The following is a 24,182-nucleotide window of genomic DNA, read 5'->3' on the forward strand; positions in this document are numbered from 1 at the left end:
CCATGGTCATTCTTCGGGCCCGCCCTGTCAAGTCTACCCGGCTTGACTCGTAACGGCGCGCGGCAGCACAGTGCGCGAGCGATGAGCAGGGTCAGTCGTCAAGGTGCGGCGAGGCGCCGGAAGGGAGCCGCGTCGCCCGCGGCGTCGGACGCGCCGCCGTCCCCGGACGCGCCGGCCCCCGAGCGCGGCGGCCGCGCCCAGCAGAAGCTCGACACCCGCCGCCGCATCCGGGACGCGGCGTGGGCGCTCTTCACCGAGCTCGGGTACGACGGCACGACGACCAAGGCGGTGGCGGAGCGCGCGGAGGTCGCGGCGGGGACGGTGTTCGTCCACGCGCGCGACAAGGCCGACCTGCTCATGATGGTGATGCACGACCGGCTCGCGGCCGCGGTCGACGCGGCGTTCGAGACGCTGCCGCGCAGAGACCCCCTGCTCCCCCAGCTGCTCCACGTGTTCCAGCAGCTGTTCGCGATGTACGGCGAGCAGCCGCTCGTGTCGCAGGCGTTCGTGAAGGCCTTTCCCGGGGCGTCGGGCCCGAACGGCGAGCGGCTGAACGCCCTCACCTTCGCGTTCCTGCACCGCATCGCGGGCCTCGTGCGCGACGCCCAGGCGCGCGGCGAGGTCGACGGCGACATCGACCCGCTCGCCGCGGCGCACAACATCTTCGCCCTCTACTTCGCGGCGCTCCTGTCCTGGCTCAGCGGCTTCGCGACCCTCGGCGCGGCGCTCGATCCGGTGCTGAAGAGCTCCCTCGCCCTCCAGTACCGTGGGCTCCGGGCGTGACGCCTGCGCCGGGCGCGCCTCCCCGGCCCCGCCCTCGCCGGCCGTCCCCGAGGCGCCCCGGCGTCAGCGCGCCTCGCGTTCGGCGAGGCCGGCGCGGAGCGCGGCGAGCACCTCGGCGTGGGCGCGCGGATCGCCGGCGGCCACCACGTCGCCGGCGCTGGCGGCGTCGAGCGGGCGACCCTCCCAGTCCGTCATGAGCCCGCCGGCGCCGGCGATCACGGGGACGAGCGCCGCGAAATCGTGGAGCTTGAGCCCGTGCTCGACGACCACGTCGATGCTGCCGCTCGCCACGAGGCCGTACTGGTAGCAGTCGCCGCCGTAGCTCAGGAGCTTGGCCCGCGACGCGACCGCGCCGAAGGCGCGCGCCGCCGCCGGCGGGAAGTACTGCGGGCCCGTGGTGGAGAGGCGCGCCAGCGAGAGCCCCGCGCAGGCGCGGACGCGCGCCGGGCTGCCGTTCCAGAGCGTCGGCCGGCCCAGGGCGCCGACCCAGCGATCGCCGAGGACGGGCTGGTCGATGACGCCGAGCACCGGCCTCCCCCGGTGCAGCAGGGCGATGAGCGTGCCGAAGAGCGGCTTGCCCGTGATGAACGCCTTCGTGCCGTCGATGGGATCGAGCACCCACACGTGCTCCGCCCCCTCGTTCTCGCGGCCGAGCTCCTCCCCCACGATCCCGTGCCCCGGCGCGCGCGCCGCGAGCAGCTCCCGGATCGCCGCCTCGGCCTCGCGGTCCGCGATCGTGACCGGGCTCGTGTCGGCCTTGTCGTCGGCCTCGATGCCCTTGCGGAAATACCGCCGGATCACCGCGCCGCTCGCGTCCGCCAGCCGCTCGGCCAGATCGACAAGGTCTTGGGAAGGCGTCATCGTCTCCGTCCTCCTCGAGGTCCCCGCGGAGCGCGCCCCGAGGGCCCGATCCAGTACGCGCTGCGCGCGCGCACCGCAACGGGCGCGGAGCGCGGCTCAGGCCCGCCGCGCGGTCGGCGCCTCGCCCGGGCGGCGGGGCGGCGCCGGCGGATGCGGCGCGCGTGCGGGCTCGGACAGGCGCGCCCGCAGGTACGACCCCAGGGTCTCCGCGCCCCGGGCGCCTTCCGGGTGGTACTCGGCCAGGACCGGCCCGTTGTGCGGCATGTCCCGCAGCACGTCGAGGGTGACGTCGACGCCCGCCTCGCGGGCGCGCCGCGCGAGCTCGAGGCCCTCGTCCCGGAGGCGCTCGGCATCGCCGACCTGGACCAACAGCGGGCCCAGGCCGTCGAGGCGCGCGCGCAGGGGGGACAGCCGGGGGTCGTCGAGCGGCATCGCGCCGGCGAAGTCGCGCGCCTGGCGCGCGAGCCCGTCCCGGGTGCCGTAGTCGGTGGGGTCGTTCTCGCGGGTCGAGGCGCTGCTCGCGGTGAGATCGAGCCAGGGGGAGATGAGCGCGGCGCAGCGCGCCTGCTCGCCGCGATCGCGCAGCGCGAGCTGGGCGACGAGCGCGAGGTTGCCGCCGGCGGAGTCGCCGGCGAGCGCGATCTCGCCCGGCGCGTGGCCTCGCTCGACGAGCGCGCCGAAGGCGGCGAGCGCGTCCTCGAGCTGGGCGGGATACCGATGCTCCGGCGCCAGCCGGTACTCGATCCCCACGACGCGCGCGCCGCTCGAGAGCGCGAGCCGCGCCATGAGCTCCGCGTGGGTCTTCGTGGATCCGAACAGGTACGAGCCCCCGTGGAGGTAGAGCACGACGCCTCGATCCGTCGCGCCCGGCGGCTCGAACCACACGGCGGGCACGCCCCCCAGGACGTCGGCCGTGCGCTCGACGCGGCGGACGGCCTTATCGGGAGACAAGCGCGCGTCCAGATCGGCCCGGATCTTCGGATAGGGCCAGTCGAGCATGTCGATGAAGTCGCGGCGGAGCGCGCGGACCACCCACTCGAAGCCGAAGCCCCAGGTCGGCCGGGCGGGGCCGCGGCGGGCGCGCTCGACGGCTGTCTCCACGAATGCGAGACTGAAAATCTTCATGAGACGCAGCACCATGGCGAGGAACCTAGCCCACGCCCCCTTTGGGCGCGGCGGCCGGACACGCCAGATCGCGCGGCCTCGCGCGCCATCCCGGTCGCCCCATGAACGCGCCATCCCGGTCGCCCCATGAAGCCGCGCGGTGGCGGCGGCGCTGGCATCTCGGGCGCGATGGCCCTGCGCCTCGTGCGGTTCTTCGCGGATCGCGCGCTCGACACGGCGCCGCTCCTCGACGTGCTCGGCGCCACCGAGGGCGAGCTCCGGCGTCCCGCCTGCCGCGTCCCGTACGCCGCGCTCGACCGGGCCATCGAGGCCGCGGCCTCGCGCGTCGGGGCGGCGGGCCTCGGGGCCGCGCTGGCGCGCGTGCGGGACGAGGAGACGTACGGCGTCGCCGCGCTCCTGCTGCTCGCGGGGCCTTCGTTCCGCGACGGGCTCGCCCGCGCCGTCGCCTACCAGCGCGTGTGGGGCGACGGCGAGCGCTTCGCCCTGAGCGCGCTCCGCGGCGGGCTCGCCGTCCGCTTCGAGCACCCCGGGCGGAGCGCCCTGGCGCGCGCTGTGCTGGCCGAGTGCGCGCTCGTGGAGATCGTCGACGCGGTGCGGCTGCTCACCGGCAGGCCCGCGGAGGGCCACGCCGCGCGGCTCCGGCACGGCCGGCTCGGCCCCGACGACGCGCTGTGCGCGGCGCTCGGCGTCGCGCCGGCGTACGGCTGCGCCGAGAGCGCGCTCGCCCTGCCGGCGGAGGTGGCCGGGCGCCCGGTCGCGGCGCCGCCGGAGCTCCTGGGGCGCGCGCTCGAGCGGATCGCCCTCACGGCGGTCGCCGCGCTCCCCGCCTCCGCGTCGCTCGCCGACCGCATCGCCTCGATGTTGCGCGCCGAGCTCGACGTCGCCGCCCCGCGGCTCGAGAGCGTGGCGCGGCGGCTCCACATGAGCGCCCGCACGCTGCAGCGAAGGCTGCAGCGTGAGGGCACGAGCTTTCACGATCTCGTCGACCGCGAGCGCCGCGCGCGCGCCGTCGACCTGATCGACCGCGGGGCGAGCGCCAAGGAGGCGGCGCTGCTCGTCGGCTTCGCCGAGCCGGGCAGCCTCGCGCGCGCCCGCAAGCGCTGGAGCGCAGGCGCGCGCGGGGCGTGAGCGGCCCAGGAATTTCGGATCGGCCAGCGTCTCGAACGGGATCTCGAAGCGCTCGTTGGCTGGCACCACCTCCCGCCCGCTCTGCGAGAGCGGATGCCCACCCCCGGCCCGTGCTCGGCGCTTCGCGCCTGCGCGCGGTCCGCCCCTCCCAAATCGCGCGCTCCGCGCGCTCAGGGAGGGGGGCGTTGCCCAGCATTTCCAGGTGCGGAACCTGCAAGGGAGAGTGGGCGGGCGCCCTGCGTCACGACGTGATGCCCAGCAAGAAGAGGGCGTCGGCCCAGAGCGGCCACAGCGTGCGGTACGGGTGGGTCGCCAGCATTACACCGCCGCTCGGTAGGCGACGGACGTGGTAGGGGGCGTGTTGCTCGAGAAACCGGACGTGTTTGCGCGTGGTGAGGTCCACGTCGTGCACGGGCGCGCCCTCTGCGATCATCTTCATGATCTCGCGGGCGTAGGGCTCCACGGCGCGCCAATCGTCGTCCGGGAGCGCCGACGCCTCAAGCGCGTCGAGAAGCACTGCCGGTGCAGTATCAATGGCCTGCAGAACCGCTTCCCGCGATACCTCAGCGCCGCCTTTGATCGCGATGCGCGCCCCGTGCGGAGCAGCGTCGACGCGCGCATGCAGCGCGTCCATCGACAACCCTGCGGCGCGTTCCACCTTGTCGTCGTCGTGCAGGTGCACCCACGAGAGAGCAAGATCACGCACGACCTCCGTAGCCGTCGCGTGGTAGGTCGCGCCGATTTCGATCGGGGCGCCCCAGTGCCCGAGCTTCGTACATCCTCCGGTCGTTACGCGTCTGCTCGCGCCCGGCGCGCATAGGCGGAGCAGGAGATCCTCCACGTCCTCCTGGACAACGAGTGACGCCATGGCCGCCTCAACCTCGATCGATTTAGCGCTGGCGAGCAATCCGACGGGCAGGCGAAGCGGGAGCAGTTCCTCCTTGTCGAACGGCGACATGCCGAGAGGACCTGAGGCGCCGCGGCGGAGCTGCCCGTCGCCGCAGCAGTGGCTGCTGAAGCCCAGCACACGTCCGGAGCTTAGCGTCACGCCGAAAGACGCCCAAGCGTACGCGTCCGTGCCGAACTGGGCATGCAGCGTCGCAGCGACTTCATCGACAGGAATCTCATCACGCCATGTCGAGAATATCGACAGGCTGCCGCAGATCCGCCACGGGTGAACGAGAGCCGACAGCGCCGCTGCAAATGCGTCGATTCTGTCCGACTCGTCACACCACGCGAAGAACGAAGGGGTTGATTCCCTCAAAACCCGCTGACCGCTTGGCTCGCTCATATCTCGATGACCCTAACAAAATGCTTGAAGTCCTCTCCGGAAATCTGAACGGTCTGGCCTGTGGCCGTGTCGAATAGATATTCGTTCTTGATGATCTTGTTGTGATCGTCGAAGGTTACGCCCTTCTTGATGATTATCTCGACTCTTGCGACGTCGCCGGCGAGTCCCTTCTCTTTCAGCGCCTTCAGGCCGTTCGTCAACTGTTTGATCGCTTCCTGGACGTGCGTCCCACTTTTTGCCTCGCTCACTGCGAGCTTATTCCCTCTGGTTACCGTCACGAAATCGGGCGCCTTCGCGGCATCGCTGTAGGCAGGAGCGTTCCTCGGGATACCCAGCACCGTGCGCACTCCGTCATCGCCAACGCCGATCAGCGCCCGCCCATCGTCCAGAAGGAGCTTGGCCGCCTTCCTCTCGAAGGGGTCGATCAGCTTGGTGGTGACCGCCCCGCGCAGCGTCTTGTACGATGTACGCCGCGATGCGCGCAGAGCTGTCGCAAGCTCCTCGCCCATCTGCGCGATCTCCTCGGCGACCCGGATCGCTTCCGGCGTCATCCCGCCGGCGCGGCCGACCGCGCGCCACATCGGTCCGACCGCCCCGAGCCCGAACCCCACCCCCGAGAAGATCCGCTCCTCGTCGCTGAGCTCCTGCCCCGACGGCAAGCAGAACGCCTTCCCGGTGACCGCCTCGCACAGGTCGAGCGCCGGCCCGACCACCGGCACGAACCCCACCCCGATGCGCGTCGTGGCGTGCACCAGCGTCTGCATCACCCCCGCGTACGCCTCGAAGCCCTCGCCGACGGTCGACATCGCCCCGGCGAACGCGCTGATCGTCTGATAGAGCTGCGTCTGCTCCAGATCGAGCGCCTCCCCGGTCCACTGGTTCAGGCTGTCCTTCATCTGGTCGGCAAGCGCGTCGAACCTCGGCTTGAGCACGCTGTCCACCTGCGCCCGCAGGTCCGCCGGCACCGGCGAGTCCACGAACCAGTCCGACGCATCCATGAACCGCCGCACGTACGCCGTGATCCGGTTCTGCGCCTTCAGGAACGCGTTCGTCTCCGCCAGCGACACGCCCATCCGGTCGCGCAGCGCGATCTCCAGCGCCGCGCTGTTGTCTCGCCACGCCCGCACGTTCGCCACGAAGTCGGCCCGCGCGACCACGACCCCGCCGCTCACGTCGGCCTCCAGCGCCGCGATCACCGCGTCCGCGTACGCCGCGTACGGGTCCCTCCCCTCCTCGAACGCCTCGTCCACCTCCGCGATGTCCGGCACCTCCACCCACGGCACCTCGCTCTCCCCGAGCGCGTAGTTCCACGGGTCGTCCGGATTCCACCCCTCGGCGCGCGCGTCCTGCGTCGCCAGGTCCGCCACCTCATCGGCCTGCGCGCCGAACTCGTCGAGCAGCCGTGCGAGCTCGCTCTCCAGATCGCTGACGCTCTTCTTCAGGTCGTCGACGAGCTGCTCCATCGCCGCCCGCGTCTCCGCGTCGACCACGTCCTTGTACCGATCGAGGATCGCGTCGAGGTCGGTCCGCGAGATCTCGTCCAGCGGCCGGCTCACCAGGTCGTGCAGCTCCGTGTCGAGCTGCCGCAAGAGGTCCATCCGCGCCCGGAGGTCCGCGACCCTCGCGGCGTTGCGGAGGAGCTCCGCCATCAGCCGGGCGACCCTGGCCTCCAGCTCCGCGATGTCGCGCGCGAGGTCCGGGTTGATCTCCGAAAGGCTCAGGTCGACCTCGGTGCTGCCCTCGAAACCAGTCCCGTCGCGGCGGATGTCGAAGAGCGGCTTGTTCAGCCCGAGCGGCTCCGAGACGAGGTGCACCACCTCCTGCGCGTGGGTACACCAGTCGTTGCCGTTGACGGTGTGGACCCCGAAGTGGAACTCGTTTCTGCCCATGAGGAGCAGCACCGAGTCGAACTCCGCCTCGAGCGTGTTGCTCCGCGAGCCGTCGGCTTCGATCTGCAGCGCGCCCGGCACCCCGTAGGTGGGCAGCGGCGTTCGGTTCACCTCGAAGATGGCATCGCCCTCGGTCTCGAGCTCGGTAGAACCGCACGAATCGGCATCACCGTAGCTCCTCCAGAGCACGGTATACGGCGTGCGGGTGCGCGCCCACGCCGGCGACGGCGCCAGCACCGAAAGCGACGTCATCAGCGCGATGAGCTTCTGGAACACCGCGGCACAGAAGCCGCGCCGCGCGACGTCCTTCGAGCCTCTCATGTCCCCTCCGCGCCGCGCACCGCCGCGTCATATGCGATGGCGGCGCCCTTCACGTCGCCCGCGTCGAGCCTCGCCTGCACCGCATCGAGCGCCGCCGCGGCCATCCCCTTCTCCCGCAACGCCGCGAGGCCCGACGCGATCTTTTTCGGCAGGCCCGTCGCCTCGCGGGAGCAGTCCTGGTGGGGCCGACGAGAGACCTCGATGACGCCAAGGCCACCGTCCACTGGAGCGCAGGGGACGTACCGGGTGTGGCGCTCGACGCAGCAGCCGCTCCGCGGGCGACGAGCGCAGGGCGAGACGCCGCCGGAGCCGCTCCGCGGGCGACGAGCGCAGGGCGAGACGCCGCCGGAGCCGCCGGAAAGGCGAGGTCCGGCGGCGCCGGCGCCGCCGAGCGCTTCGGGAGGGCTTCGCCCGCGGCGACGGCCGAGGGGAACGGCTCGGACCGCGGCTCGCCGCGGGATCATCGCGTTTCCCGGCCGTGGCAGCGCGATTTCGGGCGTGAGGGCCGCTCTCAGGCGCGGCCGGCGGTCAGCCGCCTTCGAGCGGCAGCGGAGATTCGGGCGAGCCGGGCTCCTCGACGGGCAGCGCTTCGTCCTCCTCGGCCGCGGTACGGCCGGGCCTGCGGCCTGACGGGCGCACCTTGGCGGCGAGATCCTCGAGGCCGGCGAACGTGAAGCTCGCGGCGAGCAGCGCGGCGCCCTGGCCGAAGCTCTTGTCGCTCTTGCGCATGGCATTCTGCTTCGCGCGCAGCGTCGCCTCCTTCTCGCGCTCCTCGGTCGCGACCTTCGCGAGCGCCTTCTTCAGCGCCGGCAGCTCGGCCGCGATCTCGTCGGCGAGCGCGGCGCGATCGAGCTTCATCGACGCGCGCCTCGGCTTCGGAAGCTTGATCTCCGCGTCCCGCAGGGCGCCCACGACCCGCTCGCCGGTCGTGACGAGCACGGAGGGGTCCTCGGGAACGGCCCCGTCCAGCCGCAGCTTGCGCAGGCCCGCCGGCCCGAACGCCGCGTCGACGGCGGCGCGCCCGTCGACGAGCACCGAGCGCAGCCGGGCGGCCGCCTCGTCGCGCGCCTCGCGGGGCGCGGCGTCGTCGGCGAGCTCGCGCTCGTGCGCGTCGTCGGCCGCCACGAGCGCGGCCGTGTCCGCGGCGAGCCGGCGCGCGACGAGGCGCACGAGCAACGCCACGTCGGGCATCTTCTCGCCGGACCTCAGGCAGGGCGCGAGCTCCGCCGCCATCCCCTTCGCGATCTCGTCGGCGTGCGTCTCGGCCGACGCGGCCACGGCGCGGCTGGACTTGTCCCTGTCGGTCACCAATTTCGACGCCATGCACCCCTCCTTCTCAGGGAGCGCGGCCGCAACGGCCGCAACATGGCCCGGCAGGCTCGTCGATGCGCGAGCGCATCGCAAGACGCCGGCACGTTCACCGCGGGCCGGCAGCGCCGCTTCCACGCGCGGCAGCGCCGCTTCCACGCCCGGCGACGCCGCGTCAGCGCCGCTTCCGCGGATCGCCCCGGAGGATCGGATACGCCATCAGGAGGCTCAGCCACACGACAATGAACTTCGGATCGGCCAGCGTCTCGAGCGGGATCTCGAAGCGCTCGTTCGCGGGCTCCACCTTGCGCTGCTGCGCCTGCGCCGTCGCGGGAGCGACGACCTCGGGCAGCCGCCTCCCGCCCATCTCGACGCTCGTGCCGACCGCCCCGGGCAGCTTCGGCAGCAGGGCGCCCTCGGCCGCCAGCGCCTGCTCCTCGGGCGTCCGCCGCGTCGCGAGATCCGGATCGACGATCACCGCCGCCGGCTCGAGCGCCTCCGAGCCCTCGCCGCCGCGAGGCTCCGCCGTCGCGACCCGCGCGTCCTGCTCCGGATCGTCCGGGCGGTCCACCGGGGCGTAGCGCGGCGCGACCTCGCCGGGCCTGCGGGCGCGGAGCTCGACCGTCACCCGGGTCGGGAGGTACACGCGCCGCACCTCCTCGGCCGGGACCACGGTGTCCTTGACCGACGCGGGCGCCCCGGCGAGCTCGGGCACCTTCGCGCGCGCGGCGTCGATCGCCGCCTGCTCCGCGTCGATCGCCGCCTTGCAGCCCGGGAGGGACGGATCGAAGTCGAGCCCGACGGCGCTGGCGCCCCCCTTCCTCGCGTCCGGGTTGGCCGTGCACTCCCGGAGCACGCGCTCCGCGACGGCGTCGTCCTCCCGGTGCAGGACCGCGAGCGCGAGCTCCTTGCGATCGTCGATGCCGTTCGCGACCTCCGGCCGGGCGACGAAGCGGTAGCGCACGCGGAGCGCGAGGTTGCGCTGCCCCGCGGCGTCGACGACGGTCACGGCCTCCTTGAGGAAGCTGTCCGTGGTCGCGCCCTGGACCTCGCGCCGGCTCACCATCACCCGGGACCGCCGCAGCCCGGTGAACACCGAGCGCGTCTGCGCCCGCACACGCTCGAGGATCTTGAAATCGCTCGTGTCGGTCGGGACGTAGACGTAGCCCTCGAACTGGAGCAGAGCGGGCGGACGCTTCATGTCCTCGTTGCCCGCCGCCTTGCCCCGATCGCCGCACCCCGCGAGCGCCAGCACCCCGATTACCGGGAGAACACGGACTACTGCACGGAGAAGTGCTACCACAACGGATCTCCCCGACGGCGAGGGTGCAACCCGGGTGAATCTAGCGCCGCCGCCCTCCTGACGAAACCCTTACCCTCCGGAAAAACCGAGCGAGGATGCAGGGATCGCGGGCCCGGCGACCTGAACGTGAGGACCCGGCCCGCGGCGTCCGACCTCGGGTCAGGTGTCGACCCGTGAACGCACCCGTGAACGCGTGAGCCCCCACCCCGGCAGCGCGCGTCGCCGCGGGTGAGCCACCCTGGCGCCGCGCATCGCCGCGGGAGGGCGGCGCATCGAGCGCGGCGATCGCCGCGCGGCGCGGCCCGCGCGTCGCTCTGCTGCGCGGCGGGGGATTGCCCTTTCGAAAATCGGATCCATTTGGTCGCCGAGATGAACACGGAAAGCCAGAACCCCGAAACCAGCGGCGCCGCGCCCTCTGCCGAGCCTTCGGGCGCGGCGCCGGGCCAGCCGCCCGCGTCGACCGCGTCCGAGGAGGCCAAGGCCGCCGGCGCGGTCGAGCTCCCCTTCCAGGCCGAGGTGCAGCAGGTCCTCGCGCTGGTCATCAACTCGCTCTACGCGAACCAGGAGGTCTTCCTGCGCGAGCTCATCTCGAACGCGTCGGACGCCCTCGACAAGGCCCGCTTCCTGGCCCTCACGCGCGAAGGGGCCGCCGAGCAGGTCGGCGAGCCCGCGATCCTCATCACGCTCGACGACGCGGCCCGGACCCTCACCATCGAGGACAACGGCGTCGGGATGACCCGCGACGAGGTGGTGCAGAACCTCGGCACCATCGCCCGCTCGGGGTCGCTCGAGTTCCTGAGGGCCAACGCCGAGGCCGCGATGAAGCAGAAGGACGGCGGCAAGCTCCAGCTCATCGGCCAGTTCGGCGTCGGCTTCTACGCCGCGTTCATGGTCGCCTCGCGCGTCGACGTGCAGACCCGCTCGATGCTGCCCGGCGCCGAGCCCGTCCTGTGGCGCTCGTCCGGCGCCGGCTCCTTCACCGTGGCGCCGGGCGACCGCGAGCACCCCGGCACGAAGATCGTCCTCCACCTCAAGGACGACGCGCGCGAGTACACGAAGGCGTGGCGGATCAAGGAGATCATCCGCAAGTACTCCGATTTCGTCCATTTCCCCATCAAGGTGAACGACGAGGTCGCGAACCGCTCGGCCGCGCTCTGGACGCTGCCGAAGTCGCAGATCACCGAGGAGCAGCACGCGGAGTTCTTCCGGCACGTGACCGGCGGCTACGAGGGGGAGAAGCCGCTGCTCACGGTGCACCTGTCGATCGACGCGCCGGTGCAGTTCCACGCCCTGCTCTACGTGCCCGAGAAGGCGCCGCCGGACATGTTCCACAAGGACCGCAGGGCGGTGCGCCTCTACGCGAAGCGGGTCCTCATCGTCGAGGAGTGCGACAAGCTCACGCCGATGTACCTGCGCTTCCTGCGCGGCGTCGTCGACTCCGAGGATCTGTCGCTGAACGTCTCGCGCGAGATGCTCCAGGAGAACCGCACGCTCTCGCAGATCGAGCAGCAGATCGTCAAGCAGGTGCTCAAGTCGCTGAAGGACCTCTCCGAGTCGGATCCCGAGCGCTACGCGACCTTCTGGAGGGAGTTCGGCCGGGTCGTCAAGGAAGGGGTCACGAACGACTGGAAGAACAAGGACGCGATCGCCGAGCTCTGCCGCTTCGAGTCGATGAACACGGAGGCGGGCAAGCTCATCTCGCTCCGCGACTACGTGGAGAAGATGCCGGAGCAGCAGAAGGAGATCTATTACGTGACCGGCCTCGGCCGCCGCGCGGTGGAGCAGAGCCCGCACCTCGAGGCGTTCCGCAAGCGCGGCTACGACGTGCTGTTCCTCGTGGATCCGGTCGACGAGTGGCTGGTGAAGGCGCTGAACGAGTTCGACAAGCGCCGCCTCAAGAGCGTGACGCACGGCGACGTCGACCTCGGCAGCGAGCCGGAGAAGAAGGACCAGCCCGAGGAGGCCGTGGACGCCGCCGTGGCGGCGGTCAAGGCGGCGCTCGGCGACCGGGTGAAGGACGTGCGCGTCTCGCGCCGCCTCACCGACAGCGCGAGCTGCCTCGTCGCAGCCGAGGGCGACCCAGGGGCGAACCTCGAGCGGATCATGAAGCTCATCGACCAGAGCACCGAGGAGTCGAAGCGGATCCTGGAGCTCAACCCGAGCCACCCGGTGGTGAAGAACCTCAACATCCTCGCGGGGCGCGAGCCCGGCTCGGAGCGGGTGAAGCAGTGGTCCGAGCTCCTCCTCGACCAGGCCCTCCTCGTCGAGGGCGTGGTGCAGGAGCCGGCGCAGCTCGTCCGGCGCATCCAGGACCTGCTCGCGCAGGTGAGCTCCGCCGCGGTCAGCAACCAGGCCTGAGCGGCGGTTTCTTGGCCCGGATCGGGGGCCTGCGGTACGCGCGGAGGCGGCATCGGACGAGGTCGCCAGGATGTCCCGCTTCGCAGCACCCCCGCTCAGCCGTCGGACCTTTCTCCATGCGCTCGGCGCCGCGGGCGGCGCCGTCGCCGCGCCGGGGCTCTTCCGGCCGGCGCCGGCGCTCGCCGGGGGCGCCTCGAAGGTCAGGCGCGTCGACGACTCGGACATCGGCGTGACGCTGAAGCTCGAGCTGTCGCACGCGCCGTTCCCCTGCGCCGGCGCCCCGTACCGGGACGCGACGGTGCTGGTCTTCGTGCCGGACCATTACCGCGCGCCGGAGAGCGGCGAGCTCGACCTGGTGATCCACTTCCACGGTCACGTCACGACCGCGGAGCGGGCCATCGCGGCGCACAAGCTCCGCGAGCAGCTCCACGAGAGCAAGCAGAACGCGGTGCTCGTCGTGCCGCAGGGCGCGGTGAACGCCGCCGAGTCGCCCCCGGGCCAGCTGGGGCAGCAGGGCGGCCTCCGGCGGCTGTGCGGCGAGCTCGCGGCGGTGCTCGCGGGCCCCGCGGCGCGGCGGGCGCTCGGCGACCGCGCCGCCCCGCGCAAGGCGAAGCTCGGGAGGCTCTGCCTGTCGGCGCACTCGGGCGGCTACCGCGTCGCGGCCGCGTGCCTCCGCCACGGCGGCTGCGAGGTGAGCGAGGTGTACCTGTTCGACGCCCTCTACGGGGAGGTCGACGCGTTCCGCGACTGGGTGCTCGAGCGGAAGGACAGGTCGGGGCGGGACCGGCACAAGCTCATCAGCCACTTCGTCGCGGGCGACCCGCGGCGGCTCAACCTCGAGCTCGAGCGCGCCCTCGAGGCGAAGGGCGTCGCCTGCCTCCACGAGCGCCGCCCGGGCGAGCTCACGCGCAAGCAGCTCGTGGACGGCCGCGCGATCTTCATCGAGGCCCCGCTCGCGCACAGCGCGGTGACCTTCCAGCAGAACGCGTTCCGCGACTGCCTGTTCGCGTCGGGCCTCCGCCGCTCGCTCCGATCCGGCTGGTTCGAGGAGAAGGACGAGCCGCGGAAGATCGACGTGCGCCCCCCGTCCTGAGGCGCGCCGCCCACGCTGCGCCGCGCGTTGCCGCGCGGCGCCGCACGTCGCCGCGCGCGCCGCTCGCCGACGCGCGTCAGTGCCGGAGCGAGACGTCGGCCAGCGCGAGGCGCGCGTCGTTGATGTAGGCGCTGTCCGGGAAGCGGCGGATGAACGACCGCAGCGTCGTCTTCGCGTCGTTCCAGGCCTGGATGTCGAGCAGGCACTCGGCGAGGAGGAAGGTCGCGTCGTCCATGACCTCGCGGTCGGGCGACGCCTCGGAGAGCGTCATGAGCAGCGGGATCGCGTCGCGCTGGCGGTTCAGCCTGCGGTAGGCGCGCGCCAGGTTGAGGCGGGCCGACGGGGTGTGCGACGCCGTCTCCTTCTGGCGGATCGCGTCCTCGAAGGCGACCGCGGCCTCGTGCCAGCGGCCCGTCCGCATGTGATCGAGGCCCGTCTGGTACGATTTGATCGACAGCTCCGAGCGCGCCTTGTCGACCGAGTCCGTGAAGAAGGCGAGCTCTGCGCGGGTGAGCGGCGCCTTGCGCAGCGCCTCGAACCCCTCGATCACCTCCTGCCGCCGCTCGGCACGGATGAGCTCGTAGAACGCGGCGGCGTCGCTCTCGGCCTTGGCCCGCGCGTCGCTCCGCTGCTGCATCTCCTTGAGATCCGCCTCGTGCTTCGCGATGCGGTCCCGGGCGCCCTTCGTCTCGGCCTGGACGGCGTCGACGCGCGCGTCCCAGGCGAGCTTGACGACGCCGATGACCACGATCACGAAGAGGAGGTTCGCGCTCGCGCTGTTCCAGAAGGCGCGCCGCTCGTACGCCATCTGGCGCTTGGAGATGCTCTTCAGGTCCGCGGCGAGGGCGTTCGTGAGGTTGTTCGTCTTGATGATGAGCCCACGGGATTCCACGATCTCACGCTTGATCTCCCGGAGCTCGTCGTCGAAGTCGTGCATTTTCAAGTCCTGAAACCGCGCCCTGTGCAGGAGGCCGCGCTCGTGCTAAGGGGGCCGCGACGCGGGCCCCCGAACCGCGCCCGGGAGGCCGCTAACGCGGACTCGCGGGCCGCGCAAGGGGGGACGCTGACGCGGATCCCCGGCCTCGCCGAAAGGCCGCCCTTACGCTACCAGGAAGCTCTGCCCATGGACACAAGCGACATCCGAAAAGGCCTCAAGATGATGGTCGACGGCCAGCCCTACTCGGTCATCGACTTCCAGTTCGTCAAGCCGGGAAAGGGGCAGGCCTTCACCCGCGTCAAGATCCGGAACATGGCGACCGGCGCGGTGCTCGAGCGCACGTACAAATCCGGCGAGAAGCTGGAGCCCGCGGACGTGGAGGAGCGCAGCCTCCAGTACATTTATCCCGAGGGCACGGACTACGTGTTCATGGACCCGGCGACCGGCGAGCAGCTCACGGTGCCCGGCGAGAAGATCGGCGACGATTCCCAGTGGCTGAGCGACGGGATGTCGATCGACGTGACCCTGTTCAACGGGCAGCCGATCGGCGTCAGCATGCCCCCGCACGTGGTGCTCCAGATCGTGAGCAGCGAGCCGGGCGTGAAGGGCGACACGGCGAGCGGCGCCACCAAGCCCGCCACGGTGTCGACCGGCGCGACCGTCAACGTCCCGCTCTTCGTGAAGGAGGGCGAGTGGATCAAGATCGACACGACCGACGGCAAGTACCTGGAGCGCGTCAACAAGGGCTGAGCCCCGGTTGACCCCGGGCCTCGGCCGCGGGGGCGACCCCCGGCCTCGGCCGCGGGGTCACTTCGCCTCGAAGATCACCGCCGCCGCGCCGACGACGCACGCGACGCGCGCCCCCCCGTTGGCCGGCGCGCACGCCGTCGCCTGCGCGAGGTCGCCGCCCGACCAGAGGCGCGCGGCGCCGCCCGCGGTCGCCACGAGCAGCCCGCCGGCGGCGGGGACCGCGAGCGTCGCGCCGTCCGGCGACCGCGCCGCGCCCCGCGGGGCGGGCGTGGCGAGCGGGAACGACAGCGCGGACGCGGTCGGCGCGGCGGCGCGCAGGTCGATCGAGACGAGCGCGGCGCCGAGGGCGATGTCGAAGCCGCCCTCGGACGCGGCGAGCGGAGAGAACGGCAGCCGCTCGGTCCCGGCGCAGCGCTCGGGCGCGGCCGCGCCCGGCCGGGCGCGGGGCCCCTGGCCGCGGAGCAGCGGGAGCGGGACCTCCATCTCGCCGACGGCCTCGGGCGAGCTGCGGAAGAGCGCGAGCAGCGTGGGCGCGTCGCAGCGCCGCTCGACGGCGACGAGCTCCGCGGGCCCGGCGTGGACGGCGGCGGGCCAGGGGGGGATGTCCGTCGCCGCCTCGGTCGACGCCGCGGGGTCGACGCGGACGACGCCCTGCGCGGTGCGGACGAGCAGGGCGCCGCTCGCCTCGAACGCGAGCGGGCCGAAGGCGCCGGGCCGGGTCGGCTGGGGGGCCGCGGCGGTGCGGTACACGGCGGTCGCGGTGGCCGGCGGCGCGAGCTTCGCGAGCAGCTTGCCCTCGTCCTTGCCGCGCGCCTCGGCGCCGCCGCGGTCGAGCGCCGCGACGGCCGCGAGCGGCGCCCCGCGCGTCGATGCCGCGACCGCCTCGGCGTGATCGATCGCCGCCGCGAGCCCCGGCTCTCCGCACCGCACCGGGCCCGCGCCCGTCCAGACGAGGGCCTCGCCGGCGCGCGTGGCGTCGCGGCCGGCGACCGCGCCGCCGCCGCCCGCGGCGTCGGCGCAGAGGGCGGCGTGGAGCCGGCGCAGCCGCTGGGCGGAGGCGGCCACGGCCGGCGCGGTGGCCTTGCCGCGCGCGTCGCGGAGCAGGGCGGCGGCGAGCGCGCGCAGCGCCTCGCCGGGCTGGGCCGCGTCGCGCGACAGGCCCGCGGGGCGATCGAGGAAGACCAGCGGGGCGCCGAGGCCGGCGGCGGCGGCGCCCGCCGGCGCCGGGAACGGGCGCAGCGCGCCGGCGAGGCCGACGGAGACGACGAGGTCGTCGCGGCCGTCGGCGTCGCGGTCGGCGACCTCGAGGGAGGCGGAGAGCGCCTCGTCGGGCGGCGGCGTGCGGAGGCGGAGCTCCAGGGCGAGCTCCGGCGCCGCGCCCGCGCCCGCGGCGGGGCCGGGGAGGCGAATCACGGCGATCCAGCGCGTGGCGCCCGCGCCGGCGGCGCGCTGCTGATCGGGGCACTGCGGCGCGAAGTCGAGGGCGAGCGTCGCGGGGCCGATCTGGCTGAGGCCCACGCGCGGGGTGCACCCCTGCGCGGCGAGATCGCCGGGGAGGGCGGCGAGCGTGCGCGGCGCCTGCGGCCGCGCGGCGGGCGCGAGCAGGAGCTCGCCGCGCAGGCCGTCGGGCGCCCGCGCCCAGGCGACGAGATCGCGCGCGCCGTCGCCGTCGAGGTCGAGCAGGAGGCCGGTCTCGAAGGTGCGCCCGGTCGGCGCGGCGGCCACGGCGCCGCCGTCGAGGGGCCACCGCTTGCCGCCTTCCGGCGCCGGGACGCTCGGCACGGCCGCGAACCGGGGCGCGGCGGCGTCCGGAGCGTCGGCGTCGGCGTCGGGGCCCGCGTCCGGCGCGCCGGGGGCGATGGCGCTCAGCGGGGGCGGGGAGCCGGAGGGCGCCGCCGAGCCGAGCGTGTAGGGGGTGTAGGGCTTGGAGCTCGGGCAGCCGTCGCAGCCGGTCGCGGCGAGGAGCGGGAGCAGGGCGCGGAGGAGCTTCGGGCAGGATCGATCGGGCATCGCGAGCGGACCCGCCCGAGCACCGGCGCGCGGCGGGCGGGGCAGGCGTAGCACGGGCGGCGGGCGGGCGTCGCGGCCCCGCCGCGCCCCGGGGCCGGATGGCGCCGGTACGCGTTTCGGAGTAGCTTGATCGAGGGCAGATGCGCGGGCCGAAACCTCCTAAGGCCATCGAAGGCGAAGACTATTACCTCGAGGGCGGCCGGGTGGTTTTCACAGCGGAGTATCACCTGAAGCGGGGATACTGCTGCAACTCGAAATGTCGTCATTGCCCTTACCGTGAGAGCGCGCCGGCGGAGTCGGTAACGATCACGGTACCTCGCGTGAAACTTCCCTGAAGCGATCGAGCGCCCGCGGCGGAAGACAGCGAAGGAGCCCGCGGCGTTCCGTTGTCGGCGCATGAGGCGACGGGCGGCCGCTGCTGTGCCGCCGATCGCGGTGGCCAGTGCGCCGCAGTCCCCTGAGCTGTCGATGGGGTCGGGCGCTCGCGCGCGCGATCACGCGATGGCGCGATGGAATGCCGGTTGTCCGGGTTGTGCGGAGCGTCTAGGCTTTCGCACCCACTCGCGCAGGAGTCTCTATGCGTCGTAGTTTTCGTCCTCTGCTCTACTGCCTTTTGCTCTCCGTGCCGGTCGGATGCACCGCGGCGTCGAACGACAAAGCCCCGCAGCCGCAGCCGCCGGTCGATGACGTGCCGGCGATCGAGGACACGGATAAGGACGGCATCAGCGACGCGGACGAGGGGCGCGACGAGGAGATCGACACGGACAGCGACGGCGTGCCCGATTTCGAGGACGCCGACTCCGACGGCGACGGGCTGCCCGACAAGCTCGAGGGCGCCATCCCCACGGGGCAAACCGCGCTTCCCGACAGCGACGGCGACGGCGTGCCGGATTTCCGCGACGAGGACTCCGACGGCAACGGGATCCCCGACGAAGAGGAGGGCGACGGCGACCGCGACGACGACGGCACGGCCGATTACGCGGACCTCGACGACGACGCCGACGGCCTCTTCGACAGGGACGAGCTGGGGCCGGACCCGCTCGACCCGGTGAACACCGACGGCGACAGGTGGCCTGATTTCCGCGACACCGACTCCGACAACGACGGCATCCTCGATCGGTTCGAGCGAGAGATCGACGCCGACAGCGACAGGATCCCGGCGTTCCGCGATCTCGACTCGGACGGCGACTGCCGGCCCGACGCGGCCGAGCGGGGCGAGGGCGAGATCACGAAGCCGCCCATCGACAGCGACAACGACGGCGCGGGCGATTTCCTCGATCTGGACAGCGACAACGACGGGCTGCTCGACAAGCTCGAGGACGTCAACTGCGACGGCGTGCTCGATCCGCTCGAGTCCAGCACCGCGAGCGAGGACACGGACGAGGACGGCGTGAGCGACCTCATCGAGGTGTCCGCCGGCACGAACCCGAACGACGACCTGGATAACCCGCAGGCCAATGGGGACTTCGTGTTCATCGTGCCCTACCGGGACGACCCGAGCCCGGCGCAGGACACGCTCGACTTCTCGACCAACATCTCGCAGGCCGACGTGGTGTTCGCGATGGACACCACGGGATCGATGAGCGGCTCCATCAGGAACCTGCAGGGCGCGCTCCAGGACATGATCGATGTGCTCGCCGAGGAGATCCCGAGCATCGGTATCGGGGTGACCCACTACAAGGACTTCCCGACCGATCCGTACGGCGGCTCCGCCGACCAGCCGTTCTACCTGGAGCACCGGGTGATGAGCGTGCTCACGCCGGAGGGGCGGGAGTCGGTGCAGGAAGCGGTGGACGAGCTCTCGGCCTCGGGCGGCAACGACGAGCCGGAGAGCGGCTGGGAGGCGCTCTTCCAGATCGCCAGCGGGCGGGGCACGGACGAGGGACGCTCGAGCGTGCCGGCGTTCGACCCGGCGACCGCGCCGCCGGGCGAGATCCCGCCGGGCGAGTCGGTCGGCACGATCGGCGGCGTGGGCTTCCGCACCGGCTCGCTGCCCATCGTGGTGATGATCACCGACGTGCCGAGCCACAACGGGACGATTCCGGGGTACGGCTACTCGAGGATCGAGTCCCCGAACTACCAGCAGGCGCTGAGCGCGGTGACCGGCTTGGGCGGCCGCCTCATCGGCATGGTGGCGACGTCCGACGGGAGCGAGGCGAAGGCCGATCTGACGGCCGGCGCGCTGGCGACGGGCTCGGTGGTTCCGCCGACGGCGTGGGGGCCTGAGGGCATGCGCCCGCCGAGCTGCGCGGTCGGCCAGTGCTGCACCGGCGAGAACGGCAGGGGCGTGGCGGCGGCGAACGGCAAGTGCCCGCTCGTGTTCCAGACCTCCAGCAGCGGCACCGGCCTGAACCTGGCCGTCGTGCAGGCGATCAAGGTGCTCACGACCTACGTCACGCTCGACATCTCGGCGGCGGCGGAGGACGACGAGACCGACACGGTCGACGCCGTGAGCGCGTTCATCGACAGGATCATCGCGAACAACCTGGCGCCGGAGCCCTGCACCTCCGGCCTCAGGGTCGTGGACAAGAACCGCGACGGCGTCGCGGACACGTTCGCCAACGTGTTCCCGGGGCCGACGGTCTGCTTCGACGTGCTCCCGAAGATCAACGTCTCGGTGCCCCCGACGACGGAGCCGCAGGTCTTCACGGCGAACATCGTCGTCACCGGCGACGGCGTGACCACGCTGAGCACCCGCAAGATCTTCTTCCTCGTCCCGCCGGAGATCCCGGACCTCCCCATCGAATGAAGGGCGAGCGGGCGCCCGCCGGCGGGCGCCCGGAGCCGCGGAGGGGGGCTGCCCCGGCGGCGGCTCCCTCGAGGCCTTTGGTAGCCCTTCCGGGGCCCGCTTCTGGTACACACGGCCGCACGGTCATGGGCGAAAGCTCGGTCAGCGGGGGGGCTCCGGCGCCCGGCGAGGCCCGGGGCGCGGCGCTCTGGGAGCTCGCGCGGCTCTTCTTCCGGCTGGGCGCCACGGCGTTCGGCGGCCCTGCGGCCCACGTCGCGATGATGGAGGACGAGGTGGTCCGCCGGCGCGGCTGGATGACGCGCGAGGACTTCCTCGATCTCTACGGTGCGACGAACCTGATCCCGGGACCCAGCTCGACCGAGCTCGCGATCCACATCGGGCACCGCCGGGCCGGGTGGGCGGGGCTGCTCGTGGCCGGGGCGTGCTTCATCGTTCCGGCGGCGCTCATCACGCTCGGCTTTGCGTGGGGGTATGTCCGGTTCGGCGCCGTGCCGGAGATGTCGGCGCTCCTCTACGGGGTGAAGCCGGTGATCATCGCGGTGGTGGTCCAGGCGCTCTGGGGTCTCGGCCGCGCCGGCCTGCGCTCGAAGCTCTCGGCGGGCCTCGCGGCGCTCTGCGCGGGCGCGAGCCTGCTCGGCGTCCACGAGCTCGCGCTCCTGGCCGGCGCCGGCGCGCTCGCGGTGGCGTTCCGGCTCGCGGCCGGGGGCCCTCGGGGCTCGTCGCCCGGCGTGGCGGGCCTCGTCGTCCCGCTCGCCGGCGGCGCCGCGACGGCCGCGGCCGCGGGCGTGCCGTTCGGGCTCCTGCCGCTGTTCCTGTTCTTTCTCAAGGTGGGTTCGGTCCTCTTCGGGAGCGGCTATGTGCTCCTCGCGTTTCTTCGCGCGGATCTCGTCGAGCGATACGGGTGGATGACCGAGGCGCAGCTGCTCGACGCGGTGGCGGTCGGCCAGGTGACGCCCGGCCCCGTCTTCACGACGGCGACGTTCATCGGGTATTTCCTGGGCGGTGGCCCGGGCGCCCTGGTCGCCACGCTGGGCATCTTCCTCCCGGCGTTCTTCTTCGTCGCGCTGAGCGGCCCGCTGATCCCCCGCGTCCGCCGCTCCGCCGTGGCCTCGGCCTTCCTGGACGGCGTGAACGCGGCGTCGCTCGCGCTGATGGCGGTCGTCTCCTACCGCCTCGCCCGCGCGGCCGTGGTCGACTGGCTCACCGGCGCCCTGGCCCTCGTTGCAGCGCTCCTGCTCGTCCGATACCGCGTGAGCTCGCTCTGGCTCATCGTGGCTGGCGCCGCCGTCGGCGTGCTGTCCGTACACCTCTAGAGCGGTTTTCGATCGGGGGTCGCGCAGACGTATTTCGTCTCCCGTCTCCCGTGCTCGTCTTCCGTCTCCCGTCTCCCGTCTCCCGTCTCCCGTGCTCGTCTTCCGTCTCCCGTCTCCCGTGCTCGTCTCCCGTCTCCCGTCTCCCGTGCTCCTCTTCGTGCGCGTGCGCGTGCGCGATCCCTGGAATCAACGCGCACGCGCACGCGCACGAAGGACGCGCACGGAAGAGGGAAGACGGGAGAGGGAAGAGGAAAGACGGGAGAGGGAAGACGGAAGACGGAAGAGGGAAGACGGAAGAAGGCGTGTGTCCCGCGCCTCACCGCGCCGGCGATCGCACCGAAGCCGGCTCCTCTGCGGCCACCAGCTCCGACCCGGCCCCGATGTAGAACGCGTTCCCCCGCCAGGCGACCCGCCGGTTGGAATAGGCGTTCAGCCAGCAGAAGAACCAGCACAGCGTCCGCAGCGGCTCCGCCAGGACCAGCGCCAGGTTGGAGCGCGCCGGCCGCAGCGCCCTCAGGGCCAGGAACGTCCCCAGGCTCTGAAGCGCCCAGGCGAACAGCCAGACCTCCAGGGCGAGGCGCGTCGGGCTGAGCAGCAATGTCAGCCAGGCGATGAGCAGCGGCGCGTTGAACGGCTCCACCGCGAAGCAGCGCGGGACGAGCGCGCGCCGCATCTTCGCCCAGCGGGTGTGCCGATCCAGCGTGCGCATCAGCGAGCAGCTGGTGTTGCGGTTCTCGATCGGATCCAGGCATAGATCGACCACGAACCCGCGCGCGCTGAAGCGCTGCCCGAGCACGTCGTCCTCCGCCAGCACGCTGGCCACGCTCTCGAACCCGCCGACCCGCTCGAGATCGGCCCGCCGCATCGCCATCGACTTGCCCACGCTGATCGACCGCCCCGCGAGCTCCGCGGCGGCGACGATCCCGGGCGCGATGAACGCCCCGAGCTGCGCGTTCTCGACCACCGCGCCGAGCGTGCGCTCCCCCGTGCCCGCGACGAGGCTCGAGACGAGCCCCACGCCGGGCCGCATCAAGCGCGACAGGAGCGCGCGGAGGTAGTCCGGGCGAACACGCACGTTCGCGTCCGAGATGACGAGGACGCTGCCCTCCGCCCTGCGCGTGAGCTCGAGGAGCTGCGCCACCTTCGGGTTCAACGCCTCGCCCGGGTCCGTCACGCAGAGCCGCGCCTTCACCTCGGGGTGCGCCTCGATGAAGGCCTGGATCACCGGCACCGCCGGGTCCTCGCGCGAGGCGACGCCGAAGACGAGCTCGTAACAAGGGTAATCGAGGCGGGCGAAGGAGTCGAGGTTGCTGGCGAGCTCGTCATCGACGCCCGCGACAGGCTTGAGGATGCTGACGACCGGTGTCGCCGCGAGCGGCCGCGGCGCGCCGCGCGCCGCTTCGAGGCGGTGCCGGGCGATCCTCAAGAGGAACGAGGCCTGGAGCGTCACATAGATGGTAGATGACAGCGCCGTCGGCGCGACCGTCGCCAGTGCTCCCCAATCCATGGACGACGATGCTGAACGAGGCGCGTGGCGTCTCGATGGCCGGACCGCAAACCCAGCGCTGCCTTTTCGCGACCAGGGCGTGACAGGAGCTCATCGCCCCCGCGCCGCCTGACGGCGACTCGGCACGATACGCGCCGACCGCCACCGGCGACATCGTCCTTCGTCCGGGAATCCGTCTCCGACGCACGCGCGCCGGCGCCGGGCGAGCGGGGCCGCGCGACGTGCGGCGTGCGGCGTGCGGCGTGCGGCGTGCGACGTCAGGTGATGCGGCCGATCAGCTCTCGCGTGATGTTCTTTTGGTGGGACTCGAGCGTGCCGCCGCCGATCTCGAGCAGCTTGGCGTCCCGGAAGAACCGCTCCACCTTGTACTCGGTGCAGTACCCCCAGCCGCCGAGCACCTGCATGGCGTTGTCGGCCACCTCCTTGCCCACCGGCGCTGCGAAGAGCTTCGCCGCGTCCGTCCCGAGGCGGTTTCTCCGGTCAGGGCTGACGTTGCGCGCCACCGAGTAGATGAGGGCGCGCGCCGCCTCGGTCTTGGCGTAGCTCTCCGCGATGTAGCGCTGGATCTGCCCGTGCTCGGCGATCGGCTTGCCGAAGCTCCTCCGCTCTCCGGCGTACTGGATCATGATGTCCAGACAGCGATCCGCGATTCCGAGGCTCATGGCAGCCAGGGTGAGGCGCTCGAGCTCCAGGTTCCTCATCATGTTGCGGATCCCGCCGCCCTCCTGGCCGAGGACGTTCCGGGCGGGCACGACGCAGTCGTCGAAGATGAGCTCGCTCATCGTGCTGGCGCGCATCCCCATCTTCGGCGTCTTCTCGTCGGTCGAGAACCCGGGGAAGCCGCGCTCCACCACGAAGGTCGTGATCCTGCCCTCGATGGTCGCATAGACCAGGAAAATCTGGGCCTCGGGGGCGTTCGTGATGAGCGCCTTGCGCCCCTTCAGGATGTACCGATCCCCGTCGCGCCGGGCGAACGTCTTCATGCCGAGCACGTCTGTCCCGCTCGTGGGCTCGGTCATGCCCATCGCGCCGATCCACTCGCCGGAGAGCACCTTCGGCAGGTACCGCGCGCGCTGCTCGTCGCTCCCGGCGTGGAAGAAGTTGTTCACGAACAGCATCGCGTGGGCGAGATACGCGAGCGTGAACCCGGGATCGCTCTTCGCGAGCTCGTGGTGGACGATCACGGCGGCGACCGCGTCCATGCCCGCGCCCCCGTACTCGGAGGGCACGGTCACGCCGAGCAGGCCGAGCTCGCCCAGCCGCTGCATCAGGGGGACGTTGAGGCTGGCGCTCCGGTCGTGCTCGTCGGCCTGCGGCTCGACGACCTCACGGGCGAAATCCCGCACCATCTGCCGCAGCATCCGGTGCTCTTCCGTCGGGTTTTCCAGGTCGCTTTCTATGGCGGAGGATGACGCGCTCATCACCGCCGAACGTAGCACGCGGGAGCGCGCGACCG

19 protein-coding genes are annotated in these 24,182 nt (G+C 72.4%); 8 read left to right on the top strand and 11 right to left on the bottom strand.

Annotated elements, in window-relative coordinates:
* The first annotated feature begins 81 nt into the window (after nucleotides 1-81).
* Nucleotides 82-783 (top strand): TetR/AcrR family transcriptional regulator, encoded by a 702-nt coding sequence (locus WMF26_RS50565; RefSeq protein ID WP_437998537.1) that lies wholly within the window; start codon nucleotides 82-84, stop codon nucleotides 781-783.
* A 63-nt stretch (nucleotides 784-846) separates the two neighbouring features.
* Here WMF26_RS50565 and hisN read toward each other — a convergent pair whose 3' ends face one another.
* On the bottom strand, nucleotides 847-1,644 hold the full coding sequence (hisN, locus tag WMF26_RS50570) for a histidinol-phosphatase (protein WP_437998538.1): 798 nt from the start codon (nucleotides 1,642-1,644) through the stop codon (nucleotides 847-849).
* A 96-nt stretch (nucleotides 1,645-1,740) separates the two neighbouring features.
* Nucleotides 1,741-2,769 (bottom strand): alpha/beta hydrolase, encoded by a 1,029-nt coding sequence (locus WMF26_RS50575; protein ID WP_437998539.1) that lies wholly within the window; start codon nucleotides 2,767-2,769, stop codon nucleotides 1,741-1,743.
* 126 nt (nucleotides 2,770-2,895) lie between these two features.
* Here WMF26_RS50575 and WMF26_RS50580 point away from each other — a divergent pair, with 126 nt between their 5' ends.
* Nucleotides 2,896-3,897 carry an AraC family transcriptional regulator ligand-binding domain-containing protein gene (locus WMF26_RS50580; protein WP_437998540.1) on the top strand — a complete coding sequence of 334 codons (1,002 nt, stop codon included), beginning with the start codon at nucleotides 2,896-2,898 and terminating at the stop codon, nucleotides 3,895-3,897.
* 241 nt (nucleotides 3,898-4,138) lie between these two features.
* Here the strand turns inward: WMF26_RS50580 and WMF26_RS50585 are convergent, their stop codons facing one another.
* The 5 genes from WMF26_RS50585 to WMF26_RS50605 form a co-directional block, all read right to left on the bottom strand.
* Nucleotides 4,139-5,188, bottom strand: a complete 1,050-nt coding sequence (locus WMF26_RS50585) for a hypothetical protein (RefSeq protein ID WP_437998541.1) — start codon at nucleotides 5,186-5,188, stop codon at nucleotides 4,139-4,141.
* On the bottom strand, nucleotides 5,185-7,398 hold the full coding sequence (locus WMF26_RS50590) for a hypothetical protein (protein ID WP_437998542.1): 2,214 nt from the start codon (nucleotides 7,396-7,398) through the stop codon (nucleotides 5,185-5,187). Before WMF26_RS50590 ends, WMF26_RS50585 begins: the two co-directional genes overlap by 4 nt.
* A complete protein-coding gene (locus WMF26_RS50595) occupies nucleotides 7,395-7,622 on the bottom strand; it encodes a hypothetical protein (RefSeq protein WP_437998543.1) in 228 nt (75 codons plus the stop codon). The genes WMF26_RS50590 and WMF26_RS50595 overlap by 4 nt, the downstream gene beginning before the upstream one ends.
* Nucleotides 7,623-7,926: 304 nt before the next feature.
* On the bottom strand, nucleotides 7,927-8,721 hold the full coding sequence (locus WMF26_RS50600) for a hypothetical protein (protein WP_437998544.1): 795 nt from the start codon (nucleotides 8,719-8,721) through the stop codon (nucleotides 7,927-7,929).
* A 160-nt stretch (nucleotides 8,722-8,881) separates the two neighbouring features.
* The gene (locus WMF26_RS50605; protein ID WP_437998545.1) at nucleotides 8,882-9,907 is read right to left on the bottom strand and encodes a hypothetical protein; all 1,026 of its coding nucleotides are present in this window, start codon (nucleotides 9,905-9,907) and stop codon (nucleotides 8,882-8,884) included.
* A 471-nt stretch (nucleotides 9,908-10,378) separates the two neighbouring features.
* On the opposite strand from WMF26_RS50605, the gene htpG reads away from it, so the two are divergent.
* Together htpG and WMF26_RS50615 are read left to right on the top strand one after the other, a co-directional pair.
* Nucleotides 10,379-12,367, top strand: a complete 1,989-nt coding sequence (gene htpG / locus WMF26_RS50610; RefSeq protein ID WP_437953193.1) for a molecular chaperone HtpG — start codon at nucleotides 10,379-10,381, stop codon at nucleotides 12,365-12,367.
* Between the two features lie 70 nt (nucleotides 12,368-12,437).
* Nucleotides 12,438-13,460, top strand: coding sequence for a hypothetical protein (locus tag WMF26_RS50615; RefSeq protein WP_437998546.1), 1,023 nt, complete (start codon nucleotides 12,438-12,440; stop codon nucleotides 13,458-13,460).
* Nucleotides 13,461-13,536: 76 nt separating this feature from the next.
* Here the strand turns inward: WMF26_RS50615 and WMF26_RS50620 are convergent, their stop codons facing one another.
* Nucleotides 13,537-14,397 carry a tetratricopeptide repeat protein gene (locus tag WMF26_RS50620; RefSeq protein WP_020742257.1) on the bottom strand — a complete coding sequence of 287 codons (861 nt, stop codon included), beginning with the start codon at nucleotides 14,395-14,397 and terminating at the stop codon, nucleotides 13,537-13,539.
* 186 nt (nucleotides 14,398-14,583) lie between these two features.
* On the opposite strand from WMF26_RS50620, the gene efp reads away from it, so the two are divergent.
* Nucleotides 14,584-15,147: an elongation factor P gene (gene efp / locus WMF26_RS50625; protein WP_020742258.1), complete on the top strand. Its 564-nt coding sequence runs from the start codon at nucleotides 14,584-14,586 to the stop codon at nucleotides 15,145-15,147.
* A gap of 57 nt (nucleotides 15,148-15,204) precedes the next feature.
* On the opposite strand, the gene WMF26_RS50630 is transcribed toward efp, so the two are convergent.
* Nucleotides 15,205-17,157 carry a hypothetical protein gene (locus WMF26_RS50630; protein ID WP_437998547.1) on the bottom strand — a complete coding sequence of 651 codons (1,953 nt, stop codon included), beginning with the start codon at nucleotides 17,155-17,157 and terminating at the stop codon, nucleotides 15,205-15,207.
* Nucleotides 17,158-17,297: 140 nt separating this feature from the next.
* On the opposite strand from WMF26_RS50630, the gene WMF26_RS50635 reads away from it, so the two are divergent.
* The 3 genes from WMF26_RS50635 to chrA all read left to right on the top strand — a co-directional run bounded on the left by WMF26_RS50635 (nucleotide 17,298) and on the right by chrA (nucleotide 21,219).
* Nucleotides 17,298-17,492, top strand: a complete 195-nt coding sequence (locus tag WMF26_RS50635; protein WP_437953196.1) for a DUF5522 domain-containing protein — start codon at nucleotides 17,298-17,300, stop codon at nucleotides 17,490-17,492.
* Nucleotides 17,493-17,734: 242 nt separating this feature from the next.
* Complete coding sequence (locus WMF26_RS50640) at nucleotides 17,735-19,906, top strand: VWA domain-containing protein (protein ID WP_437998548.1); 2,172 nt, start codon at nucleotides 17,735-17,737, stop codon at nucleotides 19,904-19,906.
* Nucleotides 19,907-20,031: 125 nt separating this feature from the next.
* Entirely contained in the window at nucleotides 20,032-21,219 is a 1,188-nt protein-coding gene (gene chrA / locus WMF26_RS50645; protein WP_437998549.1) for a chromate efflux transporter, read from the top strand.
* Nucleotides 21,220-21,535: 316 nt separating this feature from the next.
* On the opposite strand, the gene WMF26_RS50650 is transcribed toward chrA, so the two are convergent.
* Both WMF26_RS50650 and WMF26_RS50655 read right to left on the bottom strand, forming a co-directional pair.
* Entirely contained in the window at nucleotides 21,536-22,726 is a 1,191-nt protein-coding gene (locus tag WMF26_RS50650; protein ID WP_437998550.1) for a glycosyltransferase, read from the bottom strand.
* Nucleotides 22,727-22,983: 257 nt separating this feature from the next.
* Nucleotides 22,984-24,147, bottom strand: a complete 1,164-nt coding sequence (locus WMF26_RS50655; RefSeq protein WP_437998551.1) for an acyl-CoA dehydrogenase family protein — start codon at nucleotides 24,145-24,147, stop codon at nucleotides 22,984-22,986.
* Nucleotides 24,148-24,182: the final 35 nt, after the last annotated feature.

The sequence above is a fragment of the Sorangium sp. So ce185 genome (assembly GCF_051526825.1).
In the GTDB taxonomy this organism is placed as follows: Bacteria; Myxococcota_A; Polyangia; order Polyangiales; family Polyangiaceae; genus Sorangium; species Sorangium cellulosum_D.

Excerpts from the sequence above, each read along its gene's own strand:
- chrA (WP_437998549.1), top strand. The coding sequence starts at position 20,032 with ATGGGCGAAAGCTCGGTCAGCGGGGGGGCTCCGGCGCCCGGCGAGGCC.
- efp (WP_020742258.1), top strand. The coding sequence starts at position 14,584 with ATGGACACAAGCGACATCCGAAAAGGCCTCAAGATGATGGTCGACGGC.
- WMF26_RS50600 (WP_437998544.1), bottom strand. The coding sequence starts at position 8,721 with ATGGCGTCGAAATTGGTGACCGACAGGGACAAGTCCAGCCGCGCCGTG.
- WMF26_RS50615 (WP_437998546.1), top strand. The coding sequence starts at position 12,438 with ATGTCCCGCTTCGCAGCACCCCCGCTCAGCCGTCGGACCTTTCTCCAT.
- htpG (WP_437953193.1), top strand. The coding sequence starts at position 10,379 with ATGAACACGGAAAGCCAGAACCCCGAAACCAGCGGCGCCGCGCCCTCT.
- WMF26_RS50630 (WP_437998547.1), bottom strand. The coding sequence starts at position 17,157 with ATGCCCGATCGATCCTGCCCGAAGCTCCTCCGCGCCCTGCTCCCGCTC.
- WMF26_RS50620 (WP_020742257.1), bottom strand. The coding sequence starts at position 14,397 with ATGCACGACTTCGACGACGAGCTCCGGGAGATCAAGCGTGAGATCGTG.
- WMF26_RS50655 (WP_437998551.1), bottom strand. The coding sequence starts at position 24,147 with ATGAGCGCGTCATCCTCCGCCATAGAAAGCGACCTGGAAAACCCGACG.
- WMF26_RS50640 (WP_437998548.1), top strand. The coding sequence starts at position 17,735 with ATGCGTCGTAGTTTTCGTCCTCTGCTCTACTGCCTTTTGCTCTCCGTG.
- WMF26_RS50565 (WP_437998537.1), top strand. The coding sequence starts at position 82 with ATGAGCAGGGTCAGTCGTCAAGGTGCGGCGAGGCGCCGGAAGGGAGCC.
- WMF26_RS50585 (WP_437998541.1), bottom strand. The coding sequence starts at position 5,188 with ATGAGCGAGCCAAGCGGTCAGCGGGTTTTGAGGGAATCAACCCCTTCG.
- hisN (WP_437998538.1), bottom strand. The coding sequence starts at position 1,644 with ATGACGCCTTCCCAAGACCTTGTCGATCTGGCCGAGCGGCTGGCGGAC.
- WMF26_RS50635 (WP_437953196.1), top strand. The coding sequence starts at position 17,298 with ATGCGCGGGCCGAAACCTCCTAAGGCCATCGAAGGCGAAGACTATTAC.
- WMF26_RS50650 (WP_437998550.1), bottom strand. The coding sequence starts at position 22,726 with ATGGATTGGGGAGCACTGGCGACGGTCGCGCCGACGGCGCTGTCATCT.
- WMF26_RS50580 (WP_437998540.1), top strand. The coding sequence starts at position 2,896 with ATGAAGCCGCGCGGTGGCGGCGGCGCTGGCATCTCGGGCGCGATGGCC.
- WMF26_RS50605 (WP_437998545.1), bottom strand. The coding sequence starts at position 9,907 with ATGAAGCGTCCGCCCGCTCTGCTCCAGTTCGAGGGCTACGTCTACGTC.
- WMF26_RS50590 (WP_437998542.1), bottom strand. The coding sequence starts at position 7,398 with ATGAGAGGCTCGAAGGACGTCGCGCGGCGCGGCTTCTGTGCCGCGGTG.
- WMF26_RS50575 (WP_437998539.1), bottom strand. The coding sequence starts at position 2,769 with ATGAAGATTTTCAGTCTCGCATTCGTGGAGACAGCCGTCGAGCGCGCC.